This is a genomic window from Pseudomonas sp. W22_MBD1_FP4 (genome assembly GCF_052113765.1).
GTDB lineage: Bacteria > Pseudomonadota > Gammaproteobacteria > Pseudomonadales > Pseudomonadaceae > Aquipseudomonas > Aquipseudomonas sivasensis.
Genome location: NZ_JBGQOI010000002.1, coordinates 287,160 through 304,236, shown reverse-complemented (window position 1 = coordinate 304,236; position 17,077 = coordinate 287,160). Strand labels below are relative to the sequence as shown.

Below are 17,077 nucleotides of genomic sequence, written 5' to 3'. Positions count from 1 at the left end.
TCCTCTACTTCTACTGACGTCTTGGCCGGCAATTTAGGCCGTGGCCGCCAACCAAGCAAGCGCTTGGCTAAAACTTGTGACTGGAGTTTACAAACCAAGCGCTTGCTTGGTAGTCTCGCCAACAGCCATTCGAGGAAGGATTTCTCATGAGCAAGACGGTTCGTATCGGCTGTGCCAGCGCCTTCTGGGGCGACACCTGCACTGCCGCCGCCCAGTTGGTGCACGGCGGTAAGCTGGATTACCTGGTGTTCGACTACCTGGCGGAAGTCACGATGTCGATCCTTGCCGGCGCACGGATGAAAGACCCTCAGGCCGGTTACGCTTCGGATTTTGTCGAGGTGCTGACCCCGCTGCTGGCCGATATCCAGGGCCAGGGCATCCGCGTAATCAGCAACGCTGGCGGCATTAATCCCCAAGCCTGCGCCGCAGCCCTGCAAGCGGCCTGCGATAAAGCCCAGGTACCGCTGAAAATAGCCGTTCTGCTGGGCGATGACCTGCAACCCCAATTGAAAAACCTCACGGGCACGACCGATATGTTCAGCGGCACACCGCTGCCGCCGGTGTGCGTGTCCGCCAACGCTTACCTTGGCGCACCGGGCATCACCCAAGCCTTGGCGCTGGGCGCCGATGTCGTTATCACCGGCCGCGTGGTCGACAGCGCCGTGGTCAGCGCGGCGCTGGTGCATGAATTCGACTGGTCCTGGCACGACTACGACCGCCTCGCCCAAGCGGCCCTGGCCGGGCATATCATCGAATGCGGCGCCCAGTGCACCGGCGGTAACTTCACCGATTGGCGCGATGTGCCGGACTACGAACACATCGGTTTCCCCATCGTCGAGGTCAGCGCCGACGGCCAGTTCACGGTAACCAAGGTCGACGGCACCGGCGGGTTGATCAGCGAACTCAGCGTGGCCGAACAGTTGCTGTATGAAATCGGCGACCCATGCGCCTATCTGTTGCCCGACGTGATCTGCGATTTCAGCCAGGTCAAACTGCAGCAGCAGGGAAAAAACCGCGTGCACCTGCACGGCGCCAAGGGTTCGCCACCCACCGACCAGTACAAGGTCAGCGCCACGTATCCCGATGGCTCGCGTTGCACCGCCAGTTGCCTGATTGCCGGGATCGACGCGGTGGCCAAGGCCGAGCGGGTCAGCCAGGCGATCATCAACAAGACCTCGCAACTGTTCAGCCAACGCGGCTGGGCGCCGTACACCGAGGTGAATATCGAGCTGCTGGGCAGCGAAGCAACCTATGGCGCACATGCGATGCGTCATGACTGTCGTGAAGTGGTGGTCAAGTTGGCGGTGCGACACCCGAGCAAGCAGGCGCTGGTGCTGTTCGCGCGTGAGATCGCCCAGGCCGCTACCGGGATGGCGCCGGGGTTGACCGGAATCGTAGGGGGTCGCCCGACGGTGTATCCGTTGATTCGGTTGTTTTCGTTTCTGATCGACAAGTCCTCATGCGAGTTACTGATCGACTTCCAAGGTGAACGCCACGCTTGCGCGCTACCCATCACCGATGCCCCAACCCTGCCCGCCGCGCCGATGGGTCCACCCAAGCCCCAAGGTCGCGCCGACGCCAGCGTGCCCCTCGTGAAACTCGCCGTGGCACGCTCCGGTGACAAGGGCAATCACAGCAATATCGGCGTGATCGCCCGTGATCCCGAGTACCTGCCATGGATCGCCGAAGCGCTGACGCCCGCGGTGATCGTCGACTGGATGAGCCACGTGCTCGACCCGCTGCACGGCCGCGTCGAGCGCTGGTATCTGCCCGGCAGCCACAGCCTGAATTTCCTGCTGGAAAACGCGTTGGGCGGCGGAGGCATTGCCAGCCTGCGCATCGACCCCCAAGGCAAGGCTTTCGCCCAGCAACTGCTGGAAATTCCCATTGCGGTGCCGCAACACATTGCCGATCAATGCCAATAACAGGAGCGTTGCCGTGGCCTTCGACTCGATCTTCAAAGCCGACCTATTCCAGGGTCACACCGTGATTGTCACCGGTGGCGGCAGTGGCATTGGCCGCTGCACCGCCCATGAGCTGGCAGCGCTCGGCGCCCAGGTGATCCTGGTCGGACGCAAGCCGGACAAGCTCGCAGCGGTCGCGGCGGAAATTGCCGAAGATGGCGGCATCGCCCATTGCAGCGCCTGCGATATTCGCGATGAAGAGGCGGTGAAGACGCTGGTCAGCCAAATCCTGAATGACCACGGCCAGGTCCACGGTTTGGTGAATAACGCTGGCGGCCAGTACCCATCACCGCTCGCGTCGATCAATCAGAAAGGCTTTGAAACCGTGCTGCGCACCAACCTGGTGGGCGGTTTCCTGATGGCCCGCGAAGTGTTCAACCAATCCATGAGCAAACACGGCGGCGCTATAGTCAATATGCTCGCCGACATGTGGGGCGGCATGCCCGGCATGGGCCACTCCGGCGCCGCCCGTGCCGGCATGGACAACTTCACCAAAACCGCCGCCTTCGAATGGGGCTGCGCCGGGGTTCGGGTCAACGCCGTGGCGCCGGGCTGGATCGCCTCCAGCGGCATGGACACCTACGAGGGCGCGTTCAAGGCGGTGATCCCCACCCTGCGTGAACACGTGCCGCTCAAGCGTATCGGCACCGAATCGGAAGTCAGCGCCGCCATTGTGTTCCTGCTCAGCCCCGCCGCTGCATTTATCAGCGGCAGCACCCTGCGCATCGACGGCGCCGCCAGCCTCGGCAGCCGTGCCTGGCCGCTGCACAAGGCCCAGCCGCCGAGCGAACCGTTCAATGGTTTTCACCGCGCTTACCTGCCGGACGTGCTCAAGGAAGGGAAATAAATCATGCCGGTGATTGAAAGCCTGATCGACGCCCACAGCGCAGCGTTCGCACGCAACCGTGAGGCCATGCTGGACAGCATTCAGCACCTGCGCCAACTGGAGCAAAACCTGCTGAGCAAGGCCCAGGAAGCCAAGCCCAAGTTCGAAAAACGCGGCCAATTGTTGCCCCGCGAGCGCCTCAACTTGCTGCTGGACCCCGGCGCGCCGTTCCTGGAACTGGCCAGCCTGGCCGGCTACAAACTCCACGACGACAAGGACGGCAGCGCCGCCGGGGGTGGGTTGATCGCAGGAATCGGCTACGTCAGCGGCGTGCGCATGTTGGTGGTGGCCAATAACAGCGCGATCAAGGGCGGCACCATTTCTCCTACCGGGCTGAAAAAATCCCTGCGCATGCAGCAGATCGCGCTGGAGAATAAATTGCCGGTGGTGACACTGGCCGAAAGCGGCGGCGCCAACCTCAACTATGCCGCCGAGATTTTTGTCGAAGGCGCACGCAGCTTCGCCAACCAGGCGCGCATGTCAGCCATGGGCCTGCCGCAGATCACCGTGGTGCACGGTTCGGCCACGGCGGGTGGCGCGTACCAACCGGGGTTGTCGGATTATGTGGTGGTGGTGCGCGGCAAGGCCAAGCTGTTCCTGGCCGGGCCGCCGCTGCTCAAGGCGGCGACGGGCGAAGTGGCCACCGATGAAGAACTGGGCGGCGCCGAGATGCACGCGCAAACGGCCGGCACCGCCGAATACCTGGCGGAAAACGACGCCGATGGCGTGCGTATCGTGCGTGAGATCGTCAGCCTGCTGCCCTGGGATGACCGCCTGCCGTCTGCGCCAAAACGCACCTACAAAGAACCGCTGTACTGCGCCGAGGAACTGTTGGGGCTGATCCCCGATGATCCGAAAAAACCCTACGACGTGCGCGAAATTCTGGCGCGGCTGGCTGACGGTTCCCAATTCCTTGAATTCAAGGGCGAGTTCGATGCCCACACCGTCTGCGGCCACCTGCATATCCAGGGCCGCGCCATTGGTGTGATCGGCAACAACGGCCCCATCACGCCCCAAGGCGCGAGCAAGGCTGCGCAGTTTATCCAGCTGTGCGACCAGAGCCGCACGCCGCTGCTGTTTTTGCACAACACCACTGGCTTTATGGTCGGCACCGAGTCAGAGCAACAAGGCGTAATCAAGCACGGCGCGAAGATGATCCAGGCGGTGGCCAATGCGCGGGTGCCTAAACTCACCGTGGTGGTCGGCGGCTCCTACGGTGCGGGCAACTATGCGATGTGTGGCCGGGGTCTGGACCCACGCTTTATCTTCGCCTGGCCCAACAGCCGCACGGCGGTGATGGGCGGCGCGCAGGCGGGCAAGGTGCTGCGCATCGTCACCGAGGCCAAGCAGCTCAAAGACGGCTTGGTGCCCGACCCCAAAGTGCTGGACATGCTGGAACAGGTCACCGCGCAGAAGCTCGACAGCCAATCCACCGCCCTGTACGGCAGCGCAAACCTGTGGGATGACGGGCTGATTGATCCCCGGGATACCCGCACGTTGCTCGGCTTTTTGCTGGATATTTGCCATGACGCCGAGGTGCGGCAATTGCAGCCCAACAGCTTCGGTGTGGCGCGTTTCTAACAGGAGAACAAGAACAATGATCTTCACCCAGGAACATCAGGAACTGCGCCGCACCGTCCGCGCCTTCGTCGACCGCGAGATCAACCCCTACGTGGACGAATGGGAAAAAGCCGGGCGCTTTCCCATCCACGCGATCTTGCGCAAGGCCGGCGAACTCGGGCTGCTGGGCATTTCCAAACCCGAACAGTTCGGCGGCATGGGCCTGGACTACAGCTACTCGATCGTCGCCGCCGAAGAATTCGGCACCATTCGCTGCGGCGGCATTCCCATGTCCATCGGCGTGCAGACCGATATGTGCACCCCCGCCCTCGCCCGCTTCGGCTGCGATGCACTGCGCGACGAATTCCTGCGCCCGGCCATCAGCGGCGAGCAAGTCGGTTGCGTCGGCGTCTCGGAAACCGGCGCCGGCTCCGACGTGGCCGGGCTCAAGACCTACGCACGCAAGGACGGCGATGACTACGTGATCAACGGCAGCAAAATGTGGATCACCAACTCGCCCAGCGCGGACTTCATGTGCCTGCTGGCCAACACCTCGGACGACAAGCCGCACATCAACAAATCGCTGATCATGCTGCCGATGAACACCCCCGGCATCAGCGTCAGCACGCCCCTGGAAAAACTCGGCATGCACAGCTCCGAGACCGCCCAGGTGTTCTTCGACAACGTACGCATCCCCCAGCGCAACCGTATCGGCCACGAAGGCGCGGGCTTCATGATGCAGATGCTGCAATTCCAGGAAGAACGCCTGTTCGGCGCAGCCAATATGATCAAGGGCCTGGAGTACTGCATCGACAGCACCATCGAGTACTGCAAGGAACGCCAGACCTTCGGCAAAGCGCTGATCGACAACCAGGTGATCCACTTTCGCCTGGCCGAACTGGCCACCGAAATCGAATGCCTGCGGGCGCTGGTTTACCAGGCCACCGAGCAATACATCAAAGGCCAGGACGTGACCCGCCTGGCCTCCATGGCCAAACTCAAGGCCGGACGCCTTGGCCGTGAGGTCAGCGACAGTTGCCTGCAATACTGGGGCGGCATGGGCTTTATGTGGGACAACCCCGTAGCCCGTGCTTATCGCGATGTGCGTCTGGTATCGATTGGCGGCGGTGCCGACGAAATCATGCTGGGCATCATCTGCAAACTGATGGGCACGCTACCGGGGAAAAAACCATGAGCACCTTGCTGCTGGAGCCCCATAACGGCGTGCTGCACATCACCCTCAATCGGCCCGAATGCCGCAACGCCATGAGCCTGGAGATGGTCAACGAACTGCGAGCGGTAGTGGCCCAACTCGACGACCAAGTCCGCGCGGTGGTTCTGAGCGGCGCCGGCGGGCATTTCTGCGCGGGAGCCGACGTGAAGGACTTGGTCAGCGCAGGCGATCAATTGCAGGCGCTGAACCGGGCCTTTGGCACGTTGCTGCAAGAGGTTGAAGCCGTGTCGCAAGTGGTCATCGTGGTGCTGCAAGGCGCGGTGCTCGGCGGCGGGTTTGGCTTGGCCTGTGTGAGCGACATCGCGATTGCCGATCACCAGGCGCAGTTCGGTTTGCCGGAAACCAGCCTGGGGTTGCTGCCGGCGCAGATTGCGCCCTTTGTGGTCAAGCGGATCGGTCTGACCCAGGCGCGGAGACTGGCACTGACCGCCGCGCGATTTGATGGGCAGGAAGCTGAGCGGCTGGGGCTTGTGCACTTCACCGAGCGCGATCCGCAGGCGTTGGCGGAACGTTTGGATGAAGTCCTGGGGCAGGTGCTGCGCTGCGCACCAGGCGCCAACGCGCGCACCAAGGCGTTGTTGTTGGCCAGCGTGGATGAGCCGATTGGGGTTGTGTTGGATCGCGGGGCGCAGTGGTTTGCCGAGGCGGTCAGCGGGGCGGAGGGGGTTGAGGGGACTCGGGCTTTTTTGCAGAGGCGTCGGCCTGAGTGGGCTCGTTGATTGGGGGTATATCCGTTATTTGGGTAACGGCTGCCTATGGTTTGGCCCTTACGGCGACTCACTTTGGAAGAGCCGGAATGCCAGCCCAGCCAAACACAAGCAAAAGGCTCATGTCCCAACACTCGGCACCTCGCCCATGCTCGGTGTGCGGCCAGCGTGTTTAACGGGGCGCCTGAGATCAAGATCAAAAGACCGCTGACTTCGTCAGCGAAAAGGATGTAAGGGTCAGATCAAAAGCAGGTCAAAAGCAGGGTGAGACCTATCTGATAGGTGGAGATCCAAATGTGGGAGGGGGCTTGCTCCCGATGGCGGTGTATCAGCCAACAGATGTGTAACTGAACCACTGCTATCGGGAGCAAGCCCCCTCCCACATTCGAACTGCGATCGCCCAGTCAAACAAGCTGGCACACCGAGCCTCGGCCGGGTACCGAGTGTTGGGGCGAAGGCCACCCTTTGTAAGCGCGGAACCATAGATTGCCGTTACCGAAGAAACGGATATGTACTCAGTCCCAGGGAAAACACCTATGCCGCAGTTCAACAAGATCCTGATCGCCAACCGCGGTGAAATCGCCTGCCGCATCCAGCGCACGGCCCAGGCATTGGGCTACCGCACCGTCGCCGTCTACAGCGACGCCGACGCGCAGGCCCTTCACGTGCAGATGGCCGACGAAGCCGTGCGCATCGGCCCCGCCCCGGTACAACAGTCCTACCTCAACATCCCGGCCATCCTTGAGGCCGCCGAAAAAACCGGCGCCGACGCCATACACCCCGGCTACGGCTTCCTCTCGGAAAACCCCGGTTTCGCCCGCGCGTGCCAAGACGCCGGCCTGATCTTCATCGGCCCCAGCGTCGAGGCCATCGAACTGATGGGCAGCAAGCGCCTCTCCAAACTCGCCATGCTGGAAGCCGAAGTGCCTTGCATCGCCGGCTACCAGGGCAGCGCCCAGGACGACACCACCCTGCAACACCAGGCCGACCGCATCGGCTACCCGCTGATGATCAAGGCCAGCGCCGGCGGCGGTGGCCGAGGCATGCGCCTGGTGCACAAACCCGAGCACTTGCTGGAGCAATTGCGCACCGCCCGCTCCGAAGCGCAGAACGCCTTCGGCAGTGACGAACTGATCCTCGAACAGGCACTGATCGACCCGCGTCACGTCGAAATCCAACTGTTCGGCGACAGCCACGGCAATCTGATCTACCTAGGCGAACGCGACTGCTCGATCCAGCGTCGCCACCAAAAAATCGTCGAAGAAGCGCCCTGCCCTGTCATGACCCCGGAACTGCGCCAGGCCATGGGCGAGGCGGCGCTAAAGGCCGGGCGCGCGGTGAATTACGTCGGCGCCGGCACCGTGGAATTTCTGCTCGCCCGCAACGGTCAGTTCTACTTCCTGGAAATGAACACGCGCCTGCAAGTGGAGCACCCGGTCACCGAGCTGATTACCGGCCTGGACTTGGTGGCCTGGCAACTGCTGGTCGCCGCCGGCCACCCACTGCCATTGAGCCAAAAAGAGGTGACCCTGAGCGGCCATGCCATGGAAGTGCGCCTGTACGCCGAAGACCCGGCCCAAGGTTTCCTCCCGCAAACCGGTGAGGTGCTGCGCTGGGAGCCGGCCGCAGGCGTACGTATTGACCATGGCGTCAGCGAAGGCCAAACAATCAGCCCGTTCTATGACGCCATGCAAGCCAAGATCATCGCCCACGGCGCCACCCGCGAAGAGGCGCGGCGCAAGCTGCTGCGCGCCGTGGAAGACACCGTGCTGCTGGGCGTCAATACCAACCAGCAACTGCTGGCCGATCTGCTCAAGCAACCGGACTTTATCGACGGCCATTTCAGCACCGGGTTTATCGCCGAGCACTTTCGCGAAATCCCGCCGCCCGCCGCGTCGAAAGAACAGCTTGCCCTGGCCGCCGCGCTGTTTTATCACCACAGCGCCGACCAGCACGCCCTGGGTCTGGCGGGATGGCGCAATAACGCAAGCATCCCCTGGACATACCGCCTGGAGGTCAACGGCGACCTTCAAACGGTCACCGTTGACGACCTGCAACTCAGCACCGACGGCCGCTACGCCACGCGCGTGCTCAACGGGATCCGGCGCCGTATCGCTTACCACCTCGACGGCGACCAATTACGGCTACCTGGCCTGACCGTGACCAACCGCACCCAACAGGTCGCCCGCCGCCAGGCCGACGCCAGCAGCGGCACGGTCAAGGCGCCGATGGATGGCGCCATTGTCGATGTGCGGGTCCGTGCAGGCGAGCGTGTCGGCAAAGGCCAACTGCTGCTGGTGCTTGAAGCCATGAAAATGGAGCACCCGCTCACGGCGGGCATCGACGGTGTGATCAAGGCCGTGCAGGTAATGGCAGGCGATCAGGTGCGTAATCGGCAGGTATTGCTGGAGATCGAATAGTCCCTAGGCGGAACTACAGGGCCGGGCTACGCTCTATCCCCATCAGGAAGGGACGAGTACGGGAACCTGCACAATGCCTCATTGGCTGATTATTGACCTTGAAGCCACAACGGATGAAGGCGGCTGGCCCGTGACGGAGATGGAAGTCATCGAGATCGGCGCGAGCCTGGTGAACCGCCAGGGCCGCGAACTGGACCACTTCCAGCGCTTTGTGCGGCCATTGCGGCGCCCATTGCTGACGCCCTTTTGCCGCCAGCTGACCCATATCACCCAGGCCAATATCGACACCGCCGCGCCCATCACCGAGGTGTGGACGCTGTTCGAACGCTGGCTGGGCCAGCATCAACCGCGCCTGGAAGGCTGGGCGAGTTGGGGTGACTATGACCGCGCGCAGCTTGAGCTCGAATGGCAGCGCAACAGCCTGGTGAGTGCACTCGCCAAGACACCTCATGTGAACCTCAAGCAGCGCTTCGCCAAGGCCCGGCGCCTGGACAAGCCCTTGGGCCTCAATGGCGCCCTTCAATTGGCGGGAATGCAGTTCCATGGCCAGCAACATCGGGCGCTGGAAGATGCACGCAATACCGCGCGCCTGTTGCCGCTGATTTTACCGGTCTAGGCAGCTCCCCTGCCCTTGGGCATACTGGCCGACCTTTCCAGACCCTTTTTCCGAGGATTCGCCCATGTTCAAAGTCAACGAGTACTTCGACGGCACCGTCAAGTCGATCGCTTTCGGCACCGCAGAAGGTCCGGCGACCATCGGCGTGATGGCCCCGGGTGAATACGAATTCGGCACCGCCCAGCGTGAAATCATGCACGTAGTCTCCGGCGCCCTGACCGTTAAACTGCCTGACGCCAGCGAGTGGGAAACCTTCGCCGCCGGCAGCCAGTTCCACGTACCGGCCAACAGCAAGTTCCAACTGAAGGTCGCCGTGGATACTGCTTACCTGTGCGAGTACCGCGGCTAAGCATTCGCCCGGTCAAAAAAATGCCCGTCTCGTGGGAGACGGGCATTTTTTATGGGCGCCGAAGGCTATTCGAGAATGGTCACTGGCATGCCCACTTCCAGGCGTCCATTACCATCGTTGACCAGGTTCTGGCCGAACATCGCGCCGTCCTCCGTCTTGCGATAAGCCTCCAACGTGACAAACGGTTCACGGTCGGCGCTGCGTTCACCGGTTTGCGGGTCGATGGTGGTGAGAATGCAACGTGAGCAGGGTTTCACGGCGCGAAACTCCACATCACCAATGCGCAGACGCTTCCAGCCATCTTCCGCGAAAGCTTCGCCGCCCTCGATCACGAGGTTCGGGCGAAAGCGGAGCATCTCCATGGGGCGGCCGATTTTTTGCGAGAGGTCGTCGAGCGACGCTTGCCCGATCAGCAGCAACGGATAACCATCGGCAAACGCCACCTGATCATCATCACGCCCGAAACCGGCCTGGGTGGTGCGGGCGCGGTCCAAGGGCATCTGCACCAGCCGTGTCGGCTTGCCGATAAAGTCGCTGACCCAGGCGGCAGCTTCATCACCGGCGTCCGGTACGCGCAAGGTGTCGCGCCAGATGGTCACGCCGCGCAACTCGGCGTCGCTGCCGGGCAGCGCCACGTCCAGCGGCGCATAGCCAGGCGAACTCAAGGTCAGGCCGCCCGTGCGGTTCCACAGCGCAGAGAGTTGGCTCATCTTCGCCACCGCCCGCTGCGTGAGGAAACGCCCGCTGGCCTCGTCCACCAGCATCCAGCGTCGATCCCCATTCAACCCGAGTTTATCCAGGCCGATGTGCTGCAAGGTTTCGGCCTTGCCGGACTTCAAGGGGTAACGGTACAACGCGCTGAGACGAAGCATGGGCCTGCATTCCTGAGGGGCAAAGATGCAACCCTAAGGTCAAGCGGTGGCTTCGTCCAGCATCAGTCGCTGGCGCACCACATCCACCAGTTTGTCGGGCTGGAATTTGGACAGGAAGTTGTCGCACCCAACCTTCTTCACCATCGAGTCGTTGAAGCTGCCAGACAGCGAGGTGTGCAGCACCACGTAGAGCTTGCGCAGGCGTGGATCGTTGCGAATTTCGGTGGTGAGGCGGTAGCCGTCCATCTCGGGCATTTCGGCGTCGGTGAAGATCATCAGAAGCTTGTCGGTCATTACGTGGCCGGCGTCGGCCCAGGCCTTGAGCATGTTCAGTGCCTTGAGGCCGTCGCTGGCGATGTGCATCTTCACACCCAGTTGACCCAAGGTGTCGCGCAGTTGCGACAGGGCGACGTTGGAGTCGTCCACCAGCAGCACTTCGCGACCACGGGCACGTTCCAACACCGGATCTTCAAGTTTTTCACGGGAAACTTTGGCGTTATAGGGCACGATCTCGGCGAGGACTTTTTCCACGTCGATGATCTCCACCAATTGGTCATCGACCTTGCTGATGGCGGTCAGGTAGTGCTGACGCCCGGCGCTGGTCGGCGGCGGCAGGATGGATTCCCAGTTCATGTTGACGATGCGGTCCACACCACCCACCAGGAACGCCTGTACCGAGCGGTTGTACTCGGTGACGATGATGGTGCTGTTCGGGCCCGGTACCAGTGGGCGCATGCCGATGGCCTGGGACAGGTCGATCACCGGCAAGGTCTGGCCACGCAGGTTGACCACGCCGCACACGAAGGGGTGACGCTGAGGCATCAGGGTCAGCTTGGGCAGTTGCAGGACTTCCTGCACCTTGAACACGTTGATTGCGAACAGTTGCCGCCCGGCCAGGCGAAACATGAGGATCTCCAGGCGATTCTCACCCACCAGTTGCGTGCGTTGGTCTACTGTGTCGAGAATGCCGGCCATCAAAAGCTCCTGGTGTGCGCAGCTAGATGCGCGAAGGGATTGTGCAATTCATTACTGCTGTTATCGGCGGCGAAAGCCAGACCTTGACCCCCTGCTAAAATGCCACGTAAATTCATTGATGTCACACTGACATCATGCTCTACTGCATGAACCTCTCCAGACAGCGGTACATCGGCGTTGCCGGACATTCAAAGCGATGTAAAGTTCCGACATGTAAGGGATTCCCCTATAAGCAATCAGGCCCAACCTGATATTCGCTTTATCTAATAGTCATTAATGTGACGCCATTCTCATTGCATGAATGGAGTCAGGCTTTGTTTGCCATCCCAAGCCCTCGTTCCACGGGTCTACCAGACACTCACGTCGCGGCAACTGAAGGTGTGCAATTGAGCCCGCTCACGAGGGCCGCGCGCAGCCGTCGCCATCATTCAAATAAACGTCCTACTGAACGCTCAGAAGCAACCTACAGACTCCAGTTATCTTTCAGCAGTAGTTTTACGCCACTCACCCAATGCGACCTCTCATCACCCCACCTTATGTTGTGGAGACTTGCATGATGAACGACGGTAACGAGTGGCAACTTGCACTTCCCGAATTCCTGCACGAGGCTGAAAACCTGCTGGCCAAGTCGGAAGAGTGCCTGAGTCACCTGCATCTGATTCGCAACGACAGCGACGCCATCGACTGCATGAAAGCCAGCCTGATCAAGCTCGCCGAAAAAGCCGATTGCCTCGCCCTGCAGGCGATCAGCGAATTTTCGCGGCATATCCAATACGTGATCGCCAACGCCGAAAACCCGTTGCAGCTGCATGATCAGGCCCTGAGCGCCCTGGAAGACTGCCTGAGACTGCTGGCCTGGCAACTGGAGCTTATCGATGCAAAGACAGGCCTATTGGCACTGGATGAATCGGAACAAACCTCATTGATTGCTACGGTCACACTGCAAATCCCACAAAAGGATTTCAGATATAAACCGCAGCAGCGTTTACACCCCTCGTCCTGAGCGGTTATGAGGTCGTAAATAACGCGCAGCTTTCTAAAAACGACAGGTTTAACCAACCCATTGAAACTGAATGGCGCACGCGTAGATATCAATTAGCCATAACCTCTACATTCCTGTTGAAGTAATACATCCCCCCTTCATTAACTTTGGGACTATCGTCCCTGAATATTTGCGCGCTCAGATAATCCCGCCAGACAGGCGCCTGGCGACCGACGGTAAGAGTAGTGGTACTATCACCCCCTCAAAGTGACTGAATTTATTAACTTTGAAAACGATTCAATAACGTATCTCAAACAGCGCCCGGTCAGTGTCGACCGGTCTTCCCGCAGCGAACCTTTATTGGCTCCATCCGCTATGCATGCCAGCCTCAAGACATTCATCGCAAGGTCCGCGTCCCGCAGCAATGCACGCCGTTTGATCCTCACGCTATGCCTTGGCTCACTGCTGCTGAGCCTGTGGGCCTACGCCCATTCCGCACCGCTGCCGCTGATGGTACTGCTGCTCAACCTGGCCACCTTATTGGTGGTAGGCCTGCAACAGTGGTACTCGCGCAAATCCATCAAGTTCCAGCCCCAGGAATTGGCCGATCGCCTGCTGCAAGTGCAGGAAAACGAACGCCACCGCCTCAGCCGCGAACTGCATGACGACATCGGGCAACTGCTGACCGCCGCCAAGCTGCAAAGCGAATGGCTCAAGCGCCGTATGCCGGATGAGCTGCAAACCCAGTGCAACGTCTTGTGCAATACCTTGAACGAGACCCTGGCCAAGGTGCGCGACGTCTCTGCCATCCTCAACCCCCGACAGCTCGCCAGCCTGGGCCTGGAAGCCAGCCTGCGCGCGCACCTGCTCAAGACCCTGGAAAACACCCCGGTGCACTGGAGCCTGGAATGCCAGCAACGGCTGACCGGCATCCCGGAAGAAATGGCCGTGGCGGCCTTTCGCATCACCCAGGAAGCCGTCACCAACATGCTGCGCCACGCCCAGGCACACAACCTGCTGGTGCGCCTGCAACGTCTACCCGAAGGCCTGTCGCTGAGCATTTGTGATGACGGCCAGGGTTTTTTGCCCGCCATCAATCCCAGCCTGGAAGGCCAGCGGGGCATGGCCGGCATGTCCGAGCGGGTTGATCAGCTTGGCGGCACATTGTCCGTGAGCAGCCAGCCAGGCAACGGGACGCGCATCGAAGCGCTCTTCCCCTGGGCGCCCCGCGCCCTCGAACGGGCCAGCGCCCCTAAGGTTATCGAGTGACCTGCACATTACTTCTGGTGGACGATCATGCCCTGATCAGGGCCGGCGTGCGTGCGCTGATCCAGGATATTCCCGGCTACACGGTGACGGGCGAAGCCAGCGATGGCGCCCAGTTGCTGGAGCAGTTCAATCGCTTGCTGCCGGACATTGTGCTGCTGGACCTGTCGATGAAGCACACCGGCGGCCTCGACGCTTTAAAGCAACTCAAGAGTGCGCACCCCAAGAGCAAGGTGCTGATCCTGTCGATGCACACCGACCCGGAGTTGATCATGCGCGCGCTGCAAGCCGGTGCCCATGGCTACCTGCTCAAGGACACTACCGCCAATGAGCTGGAACACGCGCTGCAGGCCTTGCGCAACAACGAGCGCTACCTGAGCCCGGCGATCGCCCACACCGTGATCAACCAGGCGCTGGTGCGCAGCCAGGGGCCGATCACGCCCGCCGGTCAAAGCCATAACCTCACGGCACGCCAACTGGAGATCCTGCGCCTGATCGTGCGCGGCAAATCCACCCGTGAGATCGCCCACGGCCTGGGCCTGAGCATCAAGACCGTAGAAGCCCACCGTTCGCAAATCATGAAGCGTCTGCAGATATTTGATGTGGCAGGCCTGGTGTTATTCGCTGTGCGCGAGCAGATCATCAGCCTGGACGACTAGGGGCGAATCCACCGGCAAATGCACGCGAAGCGCCTTGGGCAACGCCTCGAAGTGCAGGTCGTCACCTTCCAGCGGCTCGCCATCGAGGTTGATGTACAAGCCCTGCGCCACCTTGATATCGACCCACGGCAGGCGCGCCCGTACGAACATGTTGTCGATCCCACCGTCGCTCACCAGATTGAGCAGCGTGCCGACCACTTCCTGAGGCGCCGGCAGAATGCTGATGTCGAGCAAACCATCATCGGCCAATGCGCCGGGGCACAGTATGTGCCCCCCGCCCGCCTGGCGGCCGTTGCCGATGCCCAGCGCCAGCAACTCGCCCTTCCAGTGAAAGTCCGGTCCTTCCAGCTCACCGTAGGCGGCCTTCAACTCGCTGAAGCGCGTCAGGCCGGTAAACAGATAAGCAGCGCCGCCGAGGACTTTCTTCAAATCTTCGGAGGTATTGGCCGTGACCTGGCTACCAAAGCCGCCAGTGGCCATGTTCAGGAAAATCTGCCCGCCGACCTGGCCGAGGTCGATTGCCCTAGGGGGCACATCCAGCAATGCCAGGGCCTGGGCAGGCTCCAACGGCACGCCGGCAGCCTTGGCAAAATCATTGGCGGTGCCCAGGGGCATCAGCACCAGGCTGGCGTCGCTCTTGGCCTGGGCCATGGCTTCGGCCACGTCGCGCAACGTGCCGTCGCCGCCGCCGGCAATGATGTGGGTGTAACCGCCGTCCACAGCCTCCTTGACCAGCCGTTGAGCGTCACCGCCCTCCCACGTCACCCGCACCGCCAGCTCCAAACCCAACTCGCGCCGGGCCAGCACGGCCGCGCGTACGTCCTCGTTGAGGGCTTGCTTGCCGTGAAGGATCAACAGTGCCTTGGGGGTGGTCATGGGGGGCGTACTCCTGGAGTCAATGGTGCTTGAAGGATGTTGACCTTTGAGGAGTAGGAAAAAGTCATTAAGGTCGAAAAATAATTGGCTCGCTAGAAATTATCCATCGCGTTGCACATCGACACCTTGCCCTTGGGCGCAGGCTCCACCTCGACCCATTGCTTACCGCCCGGCGGCAGCTCGTGCAGCTGGAACGAACAGCTCGCATAGATGGACGCCTGCACCATGTAGTCCATCCCCGGCCGAGGCACAAAGGTCATGGTGCTGGAGCATTGCCGGGAATACTGCAGTTTCCCCAAGTAATGAAACGCGATCGGGGTGTTCGCCGGCACCACCAACTCCGACGATACGGCAGCCGCCCACGAGTAAATCGGCCCAGGCATGCCCAGGCTCTCGCCGTTGTGATCGGGGAAGCCCGCTTTCGTCGACGCCATCACCCCAGCGCCCGGTACATTCCAGTCCAGGCAATCACGCCCCGGCACCGCGCGCACCAGACCATCGGTGATCAACCGCACACGGGCAGTCTCGCCAGTCGTTGGTGCGACGTAGCCGGTGGACAAGGAACGGATATTCGCCACTTGGCCGCAGCCTGTCAGCAGCACCAGCAACGCCACGGGAACCCCACGTAAAACGCTCATCAGCAGTCAACTCGCAAAGGAATAAAGGGCTGTTTACGGCTGACGGCAATTCTGGCTGACCGACAACTGCGGTGCGGGCTCGTACTTCACCTGCTGCAAGCCATCGGCGCCCTGAAAGATGAAGTACTTGATGCGGCAGTCCTTGAACATCGACGAGTAACCCTCCGCCCGGAAGCCTTCGCCATCGACCTGCTTGGTCACGGCGTTGTTGCGGCTGACCACCGCGAGCACCTGTGCATAGCTCTGGCCCATCCTCACCCCCGGCTCGCCGGTGACCGTCATCGACGAGGCGCAACCGCCCAACCCTGTCGCCGCCAATGCCAGCGCGACGCCGTACAGTCCATTGCGTAAATCGTTCATTCCTTGCTTCCTTTTAGGGATGGGTTACCGACGGCCTTCGCACACCGGTGATTCGCCGATACGGCCAAGCTTGCACATGTCCAAGTTATCTTTGCGTGTGAAGCCCGCATCTTTCATGCAGTAGAAGCTCCTAAGCCGCTCATCGATTGAGCCGCCGCCCGTGCCCGCCACATTCTCGTACCCGCACGCGAGCATACTGCTCTTGACGCCCTCTACAGAGACCCCACTCTTTTGCCAATAGACAAAATCAGGCGGCGGCGGCTGAAAACCCCTGCCTGTGCAGCCGACCAGCAGTACAGCGCAAACACTCAACAGCAGCCCGCTCCTGGACATAGGGGTGTTCCTTAAGGTTTGCGTAAATCGTTCATTCCCTGCGACCTTTCAGTGATCGATTAACGGCGGCCTTCGCACACCGGTGATTCACCAATGCGGCCTTCTTTGCACAGGTCAATGTTATCTGTGCGCTTGAAACCCGAGTCTTTCATGCAATAAAACTGTGTGAGTACCTGGTCAATAGGCGTTGTGTCCCCCGTGCCTGTCAGGTTGATATACCCGCAAGCTCTCATCGCACTCTTGACGCCTTCTTGGGAGACCCCACTTTTTTTCCAATTGGTGAATTCCGGCGGCGGCGGTTGAAAGCCCCTCCCCGTGCAGCCGGTCAGTAACACAGCGCCAATAGTCAACAGCAACGTACTTCTCAACATAACGTTCTT

General features: G+C 61.1%; 18 protein-coding genes. 11 read left to right on the top strand and 7 right to left on the bottom strand.

Going from position 1 to position 17,077, the window contains the following annotated elements; genetic code table 11:
* The first annotated feature begins 146 nt into the window (after positions 1-146).
* The 8 genes from ACEN2T_RS04225 (at position 147) to ppnP (ending at position 9,736) form a co-directional block, all read left to right on the top strand.
* Positions 147-1,925: an acyclic terpene utilization AtuA family protein gene (locus ACEN2T_RS04225; RefSeq protein ID WP_442116353.1), complete on the top strand. Its 1,779-nt coding sequence runs from the start codon at positions 147-149 to the stop codon at positions 1,923-1,925.
* A gap of 13 nt (positions 1,926-1,938) precedes the next feature.
* Complete coding sequence (locus ACEN2T_RS04220; RefSeq protein ID WP_032887956.1) at positions 1,939-2,811, top strand: SDR family oxidoreductase; 873 nt, start codon at positions 1,939-1,941, stop codon at positions 2,809-2,811.
* Between the two features lie 3 nt (positions 2,812-2,814).
* Positions 2,815-4,431 (top strand): geranyl-CoA carboxylase subunit beta, encoded by a 1,617-nt coding sequence (gene atuC, locus ACEN2T_RS04215; protein ID WP_442116352.1) that lies wholly within the window; start codon positions 2,815-2,817, stop codon positions 4,429-4,431.
* Between the two features lie 16 nt (positions 4,432-4,447).
* Positions 4,448-5,605: a citronellyl-CoA dehydrogenase gene (gene atuD, locus ACEN2T_RS04210; RefSeq protein WP_442116351.1), complete on the top strand. Its 1,158-nt coding sequence runs from the start codon at positions 4,448-4,450 to the stop codon at positions 5,603-5,605.
* Positions 5,602-6,363, top strand: a complete 762-nt coding sequence (locus tag ACEN2T_RS04205; RefSeq protein WP_032887950.1) for an enoyl-CoA hydratase/isomerase family protein — start codon at positions 5,602-5,604, stop codon at positions 6,361-6,363. Before atuD ends, ACEN2T_RS04205 begins: the two co-directional genes overlap by 4 nt.
* A 524-nt stretch (positions 6,364-6,887) precedes the next feature.
* The gene (locus ACEN2T_RS04200; RefSeq protein WP_442116350.1) at positions 6,888-8,771 is read left to right on the top strand and encodes an acetyl-CoA carboxylase biotin carboxylase subunit; all 1,884 of its coding nucleotides are present in this window, start codon (positions 6,888-6,890) and stop codon (positions 8,769-8,771) included.
* A 73-nt stretch (positions 8,772-8,844) separates the two neighbouring features.
* Positions 8,845-9,387 (top strand): exonuclease domain-containing protein, encoded by a 543-nt coding sequence (locus tag ACEN2T_RS04195; RefSeq protein WP_442116349.1) that lies wholly within the window; start codon positions 8,845-8,847, stop codon positions 9,385-9,387.
* Between the two features lie 64 nt (positions 9,388-9,451).
* The gene (gene ppnP / locus ACEN2T_RS04190; protein ID WP_032887944.1) at positions 9,452-9,736 is read left to right on the top strand and encodes a pyrimidine/purine nucleoside phosphorylase; all 285 of its coding nucleotides are present in this window, start codon (positions 9,452-9,454) and stop codon (positions 9,734-9,736) included.
* Between the two features lie 65 nt (positions 9,737-9,801).
* Here the strand turns inward: ppnP and ACEN2T_RS04185 are convergent, their stop codons facing one another.
* Both ACEN2T_RS04185 and ACEN2T_RS04180 read right to left on the bottom strand, forming a co-directional pair.
* Positions 9,802-10,608 carry an MOSC domain-containing protein gene (locus tag ACEN2T_RS04185; protein WP_032887942.1) on the bottom strand — a complete coding sequence of 269 codons (807 nt, stop codon included), beginning with the start codon at positions 10,606-10,608 and terminating at the stop codon, positions 9,802-9,804.
* A gap of 39 nt (positions 10,609-10,647) precedes the next feature.
* The gene (locus tag ACEN2T_RS04180) at positions 10,648-11,583 is read right to left on the bottom strand and encodes a chemotaxis protein CheV (protein ID WP_032887940.1); all 936 of its coding nucleotides are present in this window, start codon (positions 11,581-11,583) and stop codon (positions 10,648-10,650) included.
* A gap of 553 nt (positions 11,584-12,136) precedes the next feature.
* Between ACEN2T_RS04180 and ACEN2T_RS04175 the strand changes: the two genes are divergently transcribed.
* From ACEN2T_RS04175 to ACEN2T_RS04165, 3 genes are all read left to right on the top strand, one after another.
* On the top strand, positions 12,137-12,586 hold the full coding sequence (locus tag ACEN2T_RS04175; RefSeq protein WP_177326444.1) for a hypothetical protein: 450 nt from the start codon (positions 12,137-12,139) through the stop codon (positions 12,584-12,586).
* 354 nt (positions 12,587-12,940) lie between these two features.
* Complete coding sequence (locus ACEN2T_RS04170; RefSeq protein WP_122754418.1) at positions 12,941-13,834, top strand: sensor histidine kinase; 894 nt, start codon at positions 12,941-12,943, stop codon at positions 13,832-13,834.
* A complete protein-coding gene (locus tag ACEN2T_RS04165; protein ID WP_032887937.1) occupies positions 13,831-14,490 on the top strand; it encodes a response regulator transcription factor in 660 nt (219 codons plus the stop codon). Before ACEN2T_RS04170 ends, ACEN2T_RS04165 begins: the two co-directional genes overlap by 4 nt.
* On the opposite strand, the gene yegS is transcribed toward ACEN2T_RS04165, so the two are convergent.
* The 5 genes from yegS to ACEN2T_RS04140 form a co-directional block, all read right to left on the bottom strand.
* On the bottom strand, positions 14,449-15,366 hold the full coding sequence (gene yegS / locus ACEN2T_RS04160; protein ID WP_442116348.1) for a lipid kinase YegS: 918 nt from the start codon (positions 15,364-15,366) through the stop codon (positions 14,449-14,451). The two genes, ACEN2T_RS04165 and yegS, sit on opposite strands and share 42 nt — an antisense overlap.
* A gap of 92 nt (positions 15,367-15,458) precedes the next feature.
* Positions 15,459-16,004: a hypothetical protein gene (locus ACEN2T_RS04155; protein ID WP_442116347.1), complete on the bottom strand. Its 546-nt coding sequence runs from the start codon at positions 16,002-16,004 to the stop codon at positions 15,459-15,461.
* A gap of 33 nt (positions 16,005-16,037) precedes the next feature.
* Complete coding sequence (locus ACEN2T_RS04150; RefSeq protein ID WP_032887932.1) at positions 16,038-16,364, bottom strand: hypothetical protein; 327 nt, start codon at positions 16,362-16,364, stop codon at positions 16,038-16,040.
* Between the two features lie 24 nt (positions 16,365-16,388).
* Complete coding sequence (locus ACEN2T_RS04145; RefSeq protein WP_032887930.1) at positions 16,389-16,697, bottom strand: hypothetical protein; 309 nt, start codon at positions 16,695-16,697, stop codon at positions 16,389-16,391.
* Positions 16,698-16,756: 59 nt separating this feature from the next.
* A complete protein-coding gene (locus tag ACEN2T_RS04140) occupies positions 16,757-17,068 on the bottom strand; it encodes a hypothetical protein (protein WP_032887929.1) in 312 nt (103 codons plus the stop codon).
* Positions 17,069-17,077: the final 9 nt, after the last annotated feature.